The sequence below is a fragment of the Streptomyces sp. NBC_01426 genome (assembly GCF_036231985.1).
Classification (GTDB): Bacteria; Actinomycetota; Actinomycetes; order Streptomycetales; family Streptomycetaceae; genus Streptomyces.
The window spans coordinates 1,834,396-1,845,993 of the sequence record NZ_CP109500.1; the positions used below are offsets into that span (position 1 = coordinate 1,834,396).

Sequence of the window (11,598 nt, forward strand, 5' to 3'; positions counted from 1 at the left end):
GTCACGGCTGTACGAGCCCTCCGTAGGCGTCGGGGCGGCGGTCGCGGTAGAAGGCCCACTGGTTGCGGACCTCCTCGATGAGGCCGAAGTCGAGGTCGCGGACGAGGAGTTCCTCCTCTTTGTCGCCGGCGACCTCCCCGACGAACTGACCGCGCGGGTCCACGAAGTAGCTGGTGCCGTAGAACTCGTTGTCCCCGTACTCCTCCTGGCCGACCCGGTTGATGGCGGCGACGAAGTACTCGTTGGCGACGGCGGAGGCGGGTTGTTCCAGCTGCCACAGGTAGGCGGACAGGCCTCGGGAGGTGGCGGACGGGTTGTAGACGAGCTGGGCGCCGGCCAGGCCGAGCGCACGCCATCCCTCGGGGAAGTGGCGGTCGTAGCAGATGTATACGCCGACCCGGCCGACGGCCGTGTCGAAGACGGGCCAGCCGAGGTTTCCGGGGCGGAAGTAGAACTTCTCCCAGAAGCCCTTCACCTGCGGGATGTGGTGCTTGCGGTACTTGCCGAGGTAGCTTCCGTCGGCGTCGATGACGGCGGCGGTGTTGTAGTAGAACCCCTCGGACTCCAACTCGAAGACCGGTACGACGATCACCATGCCGGTCTCGCGGGCGAGGTCCTGCATGCGGCGGATGGTCGGGCCGTCGGGGACGGCCTCGGCCCAGCGGTAGTGCTCCGCCTCCTGCACCTGGCAGAAGTACGGGGCGTTGAACACCTCCTGGAAGCCGATGATCTGCGCCCCTTGAGCAGCCGCCGCGCGGGCGTGCTCCTCGTGTTTGGCGATCATCGACTCGGTGTCTCCGGTCCAGGTGGCCTGGACGAGCGCGGCGCGGACGACTTGGGCCATGAGCTGCTCCTCGCGACGGGAACGCCGACTTCTACGCACGTAGACGGTGTGCGTAGGGAGTAGAACGTAGGCCTCGTCACAGCGTGGGGCAAGAGCGCCTTGCGCGGTTGGAGTAGTCGATCGCACTACGTCGATAGGCGGTCATTTCCTGTCATCGGGCGGGCGGATTGATACTCAAGTGGTTACTGAGTAGCGATACCGGCCACGCGCAGGGCGTGTGTCAGGTCCCGGTGTCGGGTCCCCGGGAGGGTGCCCGCGGCCCGGAGCAGCCTCGGCGCGAACCAGTGCGGATCGCGGCGCGCCAGAGCGGCCGCCTCCTCGGCGGTGCGCAGCCGCACGAAGGCGCCGAGCAGGGCGTCGGCCTCCCGTTCCCGACCGGCCGCACCGAGCGCGAGGGCGGCCTCCGCGATCTCGGCGGCGGGCCGGGCCACCCCCTGGCGCAGCAGCGCGTCGCAGTCCGCGGACCGCCCGGCCACCGCGAGGGCCGCCGCCGCGGCCGCGAGCCGGTCGGGCGGAAGCGAGGCGGCCTCCCAGAGCAGGGTGGCCCAGTCGGCGGCGAGCCCGGCCCGGGTCAACGCGGCCGCGAGCCCGGGCAGCAGTTCGGCCGGCCAGGCCGCAGCCTCGCACAGCAGGGCGTGCGCCTCGCCGGTGCGGCCCCGCGCCCGGAGGTCCGCCAGTCCGGCGACGAACACGGCGGTGCGGCGGGGTCCGGGCGTGCGCGGGCCGGGACCGGGCGGCGCGGGCTCCGGGGCCGGGGGGTCGGGCCGCCTCGGCTCCGGGCGGCCGAACCGGGCCCCGCGCGGGGCGGCGGCGGCCGTGTCGTCCGGCCCGCCGGGTGGCGCGGTGTCGGCGGGCGTCTCGGGCTCCGCCGCCCCGGCGTACCGGGCGCCGCCCCCGGAGCGTCGGCCACCGCGCAGCCACCGCCCCTCGGCACGACCGACCGGGGGCGCGGCGGGGGCGGGATCGTGGGCCGGATCGCCGTACGGGTCGGCGGACGGGTCGGCGGACGGGTCGATGGACGCCGCCGGGGCCGGGGCCTGGGCTTGCGGGGGGCGCGGGGTCGCTGCCTGGGGCTGGGCCTGGCCGGACCGCTCCGGGGGCGGGGGTTCGGGCGCCGCCTCGACGACCGGGCCGGCCGGCGTCGGACGCCGCCCCGGCATCCCGGGCAGGGGTTCGCCGGTCGCGGCGGCGGACGCGGTGTCCGAGCGCGTCCACTCCCGCACCTCGGCCGGGTTCATCGGCAGCGCGGCGAGCCGGGCCGTGAGGTCCTCGTGCCGACCGGCCGCCCGGGCGGCGTCGTCCCGGGTCCAGGCCACCTCCCGCGCCAGCGCGGCCGCCTCCACCGGGTCCGGTGTGCCGCCCAGCCGGGCCGTCAGGCTGCGCAGCGCGGCTTCCGAGGCCTCCCGCTGCGCGGCGGCCGTGCGCAGCAGGGTCCGCAGTTCACCCGCGCCGCCCGGCGCCCGGTCCCAGGCCCCGGCGGCGGCGCCGCGCAGCCGGGCCGCGTACTCCACCTCGCCGGCCACGGCCCGGGCGTCACCCAGCAGGGACTCCACCACGTCCCACGGGGGGATCGCGGTTCCCTCCAGACAGGCCCGCATCCCGTCGGGGTCCCGGCGCAGGAACTCCCCGTACCAGCCCGCCCCGGGATCCAGTCTCCGCGTCAACCCGCGCAGATATTCAGCGAGTTGAGCGATCAGCAGCGAAGTCGCCGTCTCCATGGGCGCATTGGATCCCACCCGTGTTACAGGCGGGCTACGGGAGTCTCAAAGCTTGACGGCGATCGCGGTGTGCGGGCGCTTGCCGCGGCGCACCACGGTGGCGGGCACGTCCACCAACCAGAACTGCCAGGTGTACTTGCGCATCATCAGCCCGCGCACCCGCTTGAGACCCGCCTCGTCGAGCAGCCGCGCCTCGCCCGGCAGCGCGGGAGCGCCCTCCTCGACACGTCCGCGCACGTCACAGGGGCTGACGGTGACCCGGCCGCTGTTGCGGATCCGCTTGACCTTCCAGGAGTCGCTGCGCGTCCACACGTACAGCTCACCCCCGTCCGCCACCGCCCAGACGGGGGTGGCGACGGGGGTGCCGTCCTTGCGGAAGGTGGTGAGGCTGACGTACTTGCCCCGGCCGAGCTCCTCGAGGTTCATGACCCGAGCTTAGGGGGTTCCCCGCCGGTCGGGCCGGTCCGGGAGCGGGTGGTGGTCGGCGACGGCGCCCGGTTGGCGGGAGACCGCCTCGCCCGGGTCCCCGTCATGGGCTCGACCGTCGGGGACGGCACAGGCCGCGAGCAGCAGGCCGCTCGCGAGGACGGCGCCGAGCAGTCCGAATCCGAGTCGCTTCGATGCGTTCGTGGCTGACACGCCTTCACGCTTGCCCCGCGCCCCGCGGGCCCCACCGCCGGTTGGGCCGTTCGGCCGACCGCCCCGCTCGAACGACAGGCGGGCGGGGCCGATCAGGCGTACTCTCGCCGCCCCTTCGACGCACGCCGGCGCCCGCTCGACCAGGCGGCCGACAACCGGACCGGCGAAGGTGACCCGGACGGGCCCGGACTCAGACGGGCACGAAGGCGCAGCGCCGCATCACGTCGTCGAGGGAGAGACCGAGGGCGCCGGCGAGGGCCGCCACGGTGAAGAAGGCGGGTGTCGGTGCGCGACCCGTCTCGATCTTGCGGAGCGTCTCGGCCGAGAGACCCGCGCTCGCGGCGATCTCGACCATGCTGCGCGGGCCTCGCGCCTCGCGGAGCAGCGCGCCCAGCCGCTCGCCGCGCTCGCGCTCTTCGGGGGTGAGGGGGGTTCGGACCATGTGGCCATCCTACCCCGGGACCCAATTTTCATCCCGTTACAGTTATACCGGTATAGTTATTGGCATGGTGAAACTGAAGACGGACCGAGACATCGAGGACATGCGGGCCCCCGGCCGGGTCGTGGGGCGGGCCCTGGCGGCGATGCGGGAGGCGGCCGACGTGGGGGTCTCCCTGCTGGAGCTGGACGCCGTGGGCCGCGAGGTGCTGCGGGAGGCCGGCGCGACCTCCCCCTTCCTGGGGTACCGACCGCAGTTCGCGCCCGTGCCCTTCCCGGGCGTGGTGTGCGCCTCGGTCAACGACGCGATCGTGCACGGCGTCCCGGACGCATACCGGCTGGGCGACGGGGACCTGGTCAGCGTCGACTTCGGCGCGCAGCTGGGCGGCTGGGCCGGGGACGCCGCCGTGAGCTTCACGGTCGGCCGGGGCCGCCCGGCGGACCTGCGACTGATCGAGACCGCCGAGGCCGCCCTGGCCGCGGGCATCGCCGCCGCCGTGCCCGGCAACAGGATCGGTGACATCGCCCACGCCGTCGGCACGGTCTGCCGCGGCGCCGGCTACGGCATTCCGGACGGGTTCGGCGGGCACGGCATCGGCCGCTCCATGCACGAGGACCCCGGCGTGCCCAACGAGGGCCCCGCCGGGCGCGGCATGAGACTGCGCGCCGGCATGGTCCTCGCGATCGAACCGATGGTGATCGCGGGAGGCACCGACGACTACACCTGCGACGCCGACGGCTGGACCCTGCGGACCGTGGACGGCAGCCGCGCCGCGCACGCGGAGCACACGGTCGCGATCACCGCCGACGGCCCCAGGATCCTCACCACCCCGTGATCGTGCCGGGCCGACCCTCTCGGCCCGGCACGATCCCGGGGAGACGGCTTACGGGCGGCCGTGCGGGTTGACCACCATCGCCGAGCCGCCGCCGCGCCTGCTGGTCTCGGCCGCCGCCAGCCAGCGGCCGTCCGGCAGACGCTGCACGCCGGTGGCGGCGCCGATCTCCGGGTTCTGCCGGAACCCCTGGCCGATCGCCTCCAGTTCGGCACGCACCGGACTGTTCCACAGACCCGGTTCCAGTTCGGTCGTCGTCTGGTTGCGCTGGCTGGCCCGCGGCGCCGCGATGGCGTCGACCAGCGGCAGGCCCCGGTCCAGGTGTCCGAGCAGGGTCTGCAGCACGGTGGTGATGATGGTGGCGCCGCCCGGGGAGCCCACGGCCAGCACCGGACGCCCGTGCTCCAGCACGATGGTCGGCGCCATCGACGAGCGCGGCCGCTTGCCGGGGCCGGGCAGGTTCGGGTCGGGGACGCCGGGGGCGGCCGGGGCGAAGGAGAAGTCGGTCAGCTCGTTGTTGAGCAGGAAGCCGCGGCCCGGGACGGTGATCCCGCTGCCGCCGGTGGACTCGATGGTCAGCGTGTACGACACCACGTTGCCCCAGCGGTCGGCGACCGTCAGGTGTGTGGTGTTCTCCCCTTCGTACGTGGTCGGGGCGGCCTTGCCCGTGGCGGCGCAGGGCACCGGCTTGCGCGGGTCGCCGGGGGCCAGCGGGCTGGTCAGCGTCTGTCCGGGCTTGACGAGGCAGGCGCGGCTGTCGGCGAACCGCTGCGAGAGCAGCTCCCGCGTGGGCACGTCCGCGGCGGCCGGGTCGCCGACCCAGCGGCCCCGGTCGGCGAAGGAGATCCGGGAGGCCTCGATGAACCGGTGCAGGTACTGCGCCTCGGAGAGCGAGCCCAGATCGGTGCGCTCCAGGATGTTGAGCGCCTCGCCGACGGTGGTGCCGCCCGAGGAGGACGGGGCCATGCTGTAGACGTCCAGACCGCGGTAGCCCACCCGGGTCGGGGCCTGCCGCTTGGTGGCGTACGCGCGCAGGTCGCCGGTGGTCAGGTCGCCGGAGCGGACCACGCGGGTGGCGGCGGGATCCACCGGGGGCTTGCGGACGGCCCGCACGATGTCCTCGGCGATCGGGCCCCGGTAGAGCGCCCCGGTGCCCTTGCGGCCGAGTTCGGCGTAGGTGGCCGCGAGGTCGGGGTTCTTGAAGGTGGAGCCGACCACCGGCAGGGCTCCGCCGGGCAGGAAGAGCTTCGCGGTGGCGGGGAAGTCCTTGAAACGGTCCTGGTTGAGTTCGGTCTGGGACCGGAAGGTGGTGTCCACGACGAATCCGTCACGAGCCAACTTCTCCGCCGGACGCAGCAGTTGACCCAGGGGCCGCGAACCCCAGGCGTCGAGCGCGCTCTTCCAGGTCGCCGGGGTGCCGGGGACGCCGACCCCGCGCCCGCTGGTCTGGCCCTCGGCGAAGGGGATGGGGACGCCGTTCTCCTGGAACAGGCCGGCGTCCGCCGTCGCCGGGGCGGTCTCGCGACCGTCGATGGTGTGCACCCGGCGGGTCTTGGCGTCGTAGTACACGAGATACCCGCCGCCGCCGATCCCGGCGGAGTAGGGCTCGGTGACGCCGAGCGCGGCGGCGGTCGCGATCGCCGCGTCGACCGCGTTGCCGCCGGAGCGCAGGACGGCGATGCCGACGGCGCTGGCGTCGGCGTCGACGCTGGACACCGCGCCCCCGTGGCCGACGGCCACCGGGACCTTCGCGGGGGCACCGCCCGCCGGCGCCGACGGCGGCGCCGCCGCCCCGGTGGACACCAGCGCTCCGACGAGGGCGACCAGCGCCCATTGACGTGCGGCGGGACGACGCATCCGTACCTCCAGTCGACGGCCTGTCAGACCCCGTGCCACAGGCCCAGGCCGGCACTCTAACTTCACCGCACCCCCCGCGTCAGGACGGCCTCGCGCGGGTTAACATCCGCGCCATGAACGACGACGTGCGCAACATCGTGCTCGGCGTGGTGGCCACGGCCATCAGTGGCGGCTTCGGCTGGTTCGCCCGGACCTACCTGTGGCGCCGCACGCTCCGCCGCAAGCAGGCCTTCTTCGGGCTGCCGTCCGGCTCCGACTGCCTGTTCGTGGTCAACCGGCAGATGGGCGGCACGGAGGGGTCGGTGCACCGCAACGACGCCTTCGCGCTGCTGGAGATATCCGCCCTGATCAAGGACTGTGGCGCGAACCTGCAGATCGTCTCCCAGGACACGGTGCGCCAGGGCTTCGGCGAGCGCGCCGAGTTCTGCGTCGGGGGTCCCGTCTCCAACGCGCGGACGGCCGCCCATCTGGGGTCGATGCTGCCGGGCATCCGGGTGGACGTCAGTACGGCGGCGGGTCCCGACCGGGGCGCCATCATCGTCGGCGAGGAGACGTACCGCTGGAACAAGGGCCTGGTGGACCACGTGGTGCTGGCCCGGTTGACGACGGGGCCCGGGAGCAGGCCCGTGTTCCTGATCTCCGGGCAGACCGCGATCAGCAACCAGGCGGGCGCCCGCTATCTGGCGCGCCACCACCGCGAGTTGGCCCGCAAGTACGGCAACGATTCCTTCTGCGTCGTGCTCAAGGTGGTCAACTCCGACGCCTACGGTCCGGACGTGGCCGAGCTGTTGGCCGATGTCACCCGGTCGGCCCGGACACCCGCATCGGCAGTCGCGTGATCCCGTTGATGAAGTTCGAGACGAGCCGGCGCGGCGGGCCCGCCGACTCGGGCGCCGGCATCAGCGTGCGCCACTCCTCGTGGAGGGTGCGCAGTTGGAGCCGGGCGAAGTGGGCGCCCAGGCAGACGTGCGGTCCGTCGCCGAAGGAGACGTGCGGGTTGTGCGCGCGGCCGAGGTCGAGCCGGTCGGGTGCGGTGAAGACCCGCTCGTCGTGGTTGGCGGAGGCGTGGAAGACCACCACCTTGTCCCCGGCGCGGATCCGCTGCCCGCCGAGTTCGGTGTCCACGGAGGCGGTGCGGCGGAAGCTGAGCACGGGCGGGTGGACGCGCAGGAGTTCGTCCACGGCCCGGTGCATGGGCACGTCGCCCGCGGCGAGCCGTCGGTAGCCGTCCGGGTCGCGCGCGAGGGCGAGCAGGCCGCCGGGCGCGGCGCTGCGTACGGTGTCGTTGCCGGCGACGGTCAACAGGAAGAAGAACATCTCCAGTTCGGCGGGTTCCAGTTCGGCCTCCGCGAGGGCGGTCATCACGTCGTCGCCGGGATGCGCCCGCTTGTACGCGGCCAGTTCGCGGGCGTATCCGAACATCTCGCCCAGCAGCGCCGGAGAGCGGGGGTTGAGGGGTTTCCCGTCCGGGCCCGCCGGCGGTTCGGGGGCGTCGTCGGGGTCCTGGTAGCCGATGACCCGTACGGTCCATTCCAGGAGCAGGCCGCGGTCGGCGGCCGGGATGCCCATCAGGTCGGTCAGGTTGAGCAGCGCGTACTCGTCCGTCACCGCGGACACCAGGTCGACAGCCCCGTCCTCGGCGCCGTCGCGGGCGGCGCGCAGCAGCGTCCGGGCCCGCTCGCGCACCCGGCCCGCGAAGGCGTCGACGCGGGCGGGGGTGAACGCGCGGGCGACGAGCCGCCGCAGCCGGCCGTGCCCGGGCGGGTCCTGGTTGAGCATGGTGCGGCGCAGGAAGGGCAGGTCGGCGGGGTCGGGGTCGCGGATCTGGGTGGCGCCGAGCCACGAGGAGTACGTGGTGTGTTCGCGCAGGACCCGTACGACGTCGGCGTGCCGGGTGACGGCCCAGAAGCCGGGCCCCGCGGGCCAGCCGAGGACCTCCGGTTCGGCCTGCCGGGCGACGGGGTGCCGGTCGCGGAGCAGCCGGTAGCGCGTGTACGGGATCTCTTCGGCGTACAGGCGGGGGTCGAAGACGTCGGGGACGTCCGCGTCGCCGTGCGTGAGGGCGGGGGCCATGGGGTCACGGTGCCGGTCGGGGCGCGTGCCTCGCAAGAGGGCGGAACGCGACGGGCCGGCGCGTACGTGCAGGGGTGGCCTGGAACCCGCAGTGGTCGGGGGCCAGGGCGGCGTCGGGGCCGACCAGGGTGACCTCCGCGTCCGCCGGGATCCCGGCGGAGGAGACGACGGTGCGCATCACCTGGCGGCGGGCCGCCTCGGACAGGGGCTGCACCGGGTGGGAGGTCGCCTTCAGGCCGCCGTACTCGCCGTACGCCACCCAGGAGTGGGGTTTGCCGCGCCGGCCGAGTTCGGTGACCATGCTCTGGAGCTGCGGCCGGTCGAGCGGCAGTTGGACCGCCTGGCTGTCGATCCGGGCGCCGCGGGCCAGGCGAGACGTTGACGACAGGGCCTAGAGGGGGCCGAAGCGATAGCCGAAGCCGCGCACGGTCTGTATGTAGCGGGGGGCGGCGTCCGGGTCCTCGATCTTGTGGCGCAGGCGCCGGACGCAGGCGTCGACGAGCCGTGCGTCACCGTGGTAGCTGTGCTCCCACACGTATTCCAGCAGTTGCCGGCGGGAGAAGACCTGCGCGGGCGCGGCCGACAGGTGCAGCAGCAGTTTGAGTTCGCTGGGGGCCAGCGGGACGTGCGCGCCGTTCTTCGCGACGGTCAGACCGGCGCGGTCCACGGCGAGCTCGCCGTGGACCTCGATCCCGACGCGGCCGTCGCCGGGGGCGACGAGGCGCCGCAACACGGCCCGCACCCGGGCCTCGATGATCTCGGTGCGGACGGGTTTGACGACGTAGTCGTCGGCGCCCGCCTCCAGGCCGACGACGATGTCGAAGTCGTCGCCGCGTGCGGTGAGCATGATGACGGGCACCTGGCTGGTCTCGCGGATGCGGCGGCAGACCTGGACGCCGTTGATGCCCGGCAGCATGAGGTCGAGCAGGACCAGCTCGGGTCGGAAGCCGGCCATCAGGGCCAGGCCTTCCTCCCCCGTCTCGGCGGTGCTCACCTCGTGGCCTCTGCGGCGCAGGCCGAGGGCGACCCCTTCCCGGATGGAGGGGTCGTCCTCGATCAGCAGTACGCGTGGCATCCGGTCAGCATCCCGTGCGGTTCGGGTGCCTTCCTCCCCCTACCGACCCATTTTCCGGCGGAGGGAGGCCGACAGGTCGGTGATCTCCGTCAGGCGCAGTGGCCTGGCGAGGAGGATGACGACCAGGGCGATCGCGGCGGTTCCCGCCCCGACCGCGGCGAATCTGCCGAACCCGTCACACGCCAGGGCCGCCCCGTATCCGGCGGCCGCCGCGGGCAGGCAGGCCAGGAGCAGCCGCAGGTGGGTGCGCAGGGCCGTGGTGCGGACCCCGGCGGGGGCGTCCGTGCGCGGGCCCAGCCGGCGGGCGAGGGCGTACGCGGTGACCGCCGCGCCCGCCAGGTAGGCGAGCGAGGTGGCGCCGGCGATGCCGGTGACGACCCAGCGCGGCGGGAGCAGGGCGTGGGCGGTGTACGCCAACGACGCGGTGAGCACGACGATGACCAGGTTCAGGAAGAACGGGGTCCGGGTGTCGGAGAGCGCGTAGAAGCCGCGAGCGAGCACGTACTGGGCCGAGAAGGCGACCAGGCCGGGCGCGAAGGCCATGAGGATGCCGGCGATGACCTCGCTGTCGGCGGGCCCCACCTGCCCGTACTGGAGGACGCTCGCCGTCACCCAGGGGGCGAGGGCGGCGAAGATCGCGGCGGCGGGCACGACGAGGGCGGCGGAGGCGCGCAGCGCGTACGAGACGTCGCGGCGGACGGCGGCGTGGTCCCCGTCGGAGGCCGAGGCGCTCATCCGGGGCATCAGGGCGGTGACCAGCGAGACGGTGACGATGCCCTGCGGCACCACCCACAGTTGGTAGGCGTTGCCGTAGGCGACGTAGCCGGCGCCGCCCGCGACCCCGGAGTCGTCGGCCAGTTGGCCGGCGGTGGTGGAGAGCAGGGTGACGACCCAGTAGGCGAACTGGTTGGTGAGGACCAGGGCGACGAGCCAGCCCGCGTTGCGCAGCGGGCGGGTGAGGCCGCTGCCGCGCCAGTCGAAGCGGGGGCGCCAGCGGAAGCCGGCCGCGCGCAGCGACGGGATCAGGGCGAGTGCCTGGACGACGATGCCGGCGGTGGTGCCGATGCCGAGCAGCCGGGTCTCGGACGCGCTCAGCACCTCGTCCCCGCCGACGGACACGTACAGGTGGTAGCCGAAGACGGCGATGAGGACGAGGTTGTTGAGGATCGGGGTCCACATCATCGCCCCGAACCGGCCCCGGGCGTTCAGCACCTGCCCGAGCAGGGTGAACAGCCCGTAAAAGAGGATCTGCGGGAGGCAGAACCGGGCCAGGGCCACGGTGGTGTCCAGTTGGGCGGCGCTGTAGCCGGCGGGCGCGTAGGCCCGGACGATCCACGGCGTGGCGAGCACCGCGACGGCGGTGAGCACGAGGAGCGCGAGGACGCAGACGGTCAGCAGTCGGTCCGTGTAGGCGACGCCGCCGTCCGCGTGGCGTTTGGCCGCCTTGATCAGCTCGGGTACGAAGACGGCGTTGAGCGCGCCGCCGATCAGCAGGATGTACACGATGTTGGGGAGGGTGTTGGCGACGGCGTAGCCGTCACCGAGGAAGTGGGTTCCGAGCGCGGCGACGACCACGGCGGAGCGGACGAAGCCGGTGGCGCGCGAGACGATCGACCCGGCGGCCATCAGCGCGCCGCTGCGCAGCACGGAGCCCTTGGCGGGAGCCGCCGGAACGCCGCCCGGCGCCGGTCTCGTCTCGGTGGGGGCGGTCACCGGCGGGCACGGGGGGCCGCGAGGGCCCGGTCGCGCGCAGTGCTGTCGTGTCCGTTCAAGGGTCTCTCCCGCTTGCCTGGTGCTTCGGCGATCCGACCGGCGGTGAACGCGTGTTCGCCGGGGCCGAGGGGGGAGGGTACCCCGCGCAGGTCGTGTCCACCGGATCCGGTGGGAGGGGCGAGGGGGGCGCGGGCGCCGCGGATTCGACGGGAATCGGGCCGGCGCATCGATGTCGAATTCACCGTCCGCCAGAGCCGTGGGTCCCTGACGGGCGGGCCGAAAGTCCTTTCACCCGGGGCCGGAAGGACCGCCGCCCATTTCGTCGCGCGGGCTCCCCTCGAGGGCCGGCATTCGGTTGCGGATTTCACTGCGTTCCATGTCACAGCCCCCCGGTCGATGTTTTGCGCG

At 73.8% G+C, this 11,598-nt stretch carries 12 protein-coding genes; 2 read left to right on the top strand and 10 right to left on the bottom strand.

The features are described 5' to 3' along the window. Position 1: 1 nt before the first annotated feature. From OG906_RS08075 to OG906_RS08095, 5 genes are all read right to left on the bottom strand, one after another. A complete protein-coding gene (locus OG906_RS08075) occupies positions 2-844 on the bottom strand; it encodes a nitrilase-related carbon-nitrogen hydrolase (protein WP_053681745.1) in 843 nt (280 codons plus the stop codon). A gap of 182 nt (positions 845-1,026) precedes the next feature. Next, positions 1,027-2,562 carry a hypothetical protein gene (locus tag OG906_RS08080; protein WP_329441294.1) on the bottom strand — a complete coding sequence of 512 codons (1,536 nt, stop codon included), beginning with the start codon at positions 2,560-2,562 and terminating at the stop codon, positions 1,027-1,029. Positions 2,563-2,607: 45 nt separating this feature from the next. Further along, on the bottom strand, positions 2,608-2,988 hold the full coding sequence (locus OG906_RS08085; protein ID WP_329441295.1) for a PPOX class F420-dependent oxidoreductase: 381 nt from the start codon (positions 2,986-2,988) through the stop codon (positions 2,608-2,610). Between the two features lie 9 nt (positions 2,989-2,997). Further along, a complete protein-coding gene (locus tag OG906_RS08090) occupies positions 2,998-3,201 on the bottom strand; it encodes a hypothetical protein (RefSeq protein ID WP_329441297.1) in 204 nt (67 codons plus the stop codon). A gap of 190 nt (positions 3,202-3,391) precedes the next feature. Beyond that, positions 3,392-3,643, bottom strand: a complete 252-nt coding sequence (locus OG906_RS08095) for a helix-turn-helix domain-containing protein (RefSeq protein ID WP_053676826.1) — start codon at positions 3,641-3,643, stop codon at positions 3,392-3,394. 64 nt (positions 3,644-3,707) lie between these two features. On the opposite strand from OG906_RS08095, the gene map reads away from it, so the two are divergent. Then, the gene (gene map, locus OG906_RS08100; RefSeq protein ID WP_329441301.1) at positions 3,708-4,475 is read left to right on the top strand and encodes a type I methionyl aminopeptidase; all 768 of its coding nucleotides are present in this window, start codon (positions 3,708-3,710) and stop codon (positions 4,473-4,475) included. Between the two features lie 48 nt (positions 4,476-4,523). Here the strand turns inward: map and ggt are convergent, their stop codons facing one another. Continuing rightward, a complete protein-coding gene (ggt, locus tag OG906_RS08105) occupies positions 4,524-6,329 on the bottom strand; it encodes a gamma-glutamyltransferase (protein WP_329441303.1) in 1,806 nt (601 codons plus the stop codon). A gap of 113 nt (positions 6,330-6,442) precedes the next feature. On the opposite strand from ggt, the gene OG906_RS08110 reads away from it, so the two are divergent. Then, the gene (locus OG906_RS08110; RefSeq protein WP_329441304.1) at positions 6,443-7,168 is read left to right on the top strand and encodes a hypothetical protein; all 726 of its coding nucleotides are present in this window, start codon (positions 6,443-6,445) and stop codon (positions 7,166-7,168) included. Here OG906_RS08110 and OG906_RS08115 read toward each other — a convergent pair. From OG906_RS08115 to murJ, 4 genes are all read right to left on the bottom strand, one after another. Continuing rightward, positions 7,128-8,402: a cytochrome P450 gene (locus OG906_RS08115; protein WP_329441306.1), complete on the bottom strand. Its 1,275-nt coding sequence runs from the start codon at positions 8,400-8,402 to the stop codon at positions 7,128-7,130. The genes OG906_RS08110 and OG906_RS08115 overlap by 41 nt on opposite strands. Positions 8,403-8,406: 4 nt before the next feature. After that, positions 8,407-8,703 (bottom strand): hypothetical protein, encoded by a 297-nt coding sequence (locus OG906_RS08120; RefSeq protein WP_329441307.1) that lies wholly within the window; start codon positions 8,701-8,703, stop codon positions 8,407-8,409. 90 nt (positions 8,704-8,793) lie between these two features. Next, positions 8,794-9,477, bottom strand: a complete 684-nt coding sequence (locus tag OG906_RS08125; RefSeq protein ID WP_329441308.1) for a response regulator transcription factor — start codon at positions 9,475-9,477, stop codon at positions 8,794-8,796. A 39-nt stretch (positions 9,478-9,516) separates the two neighbouring features. Beyond that, complete coding sequence (gene murJ / locus OG906_RS08130; RefSeq protein WP_329441310.1) at positions 9,517-11,190, bottom strand: murein biosynthesis integral membrane protein MurJ; 1,674 nt, start codon at positions 11,188-11,190, stop codon at positions 9,517-9,519. Between the last annotated feature and the right edge of the window lie 408 nt (positions 11,191-11,598).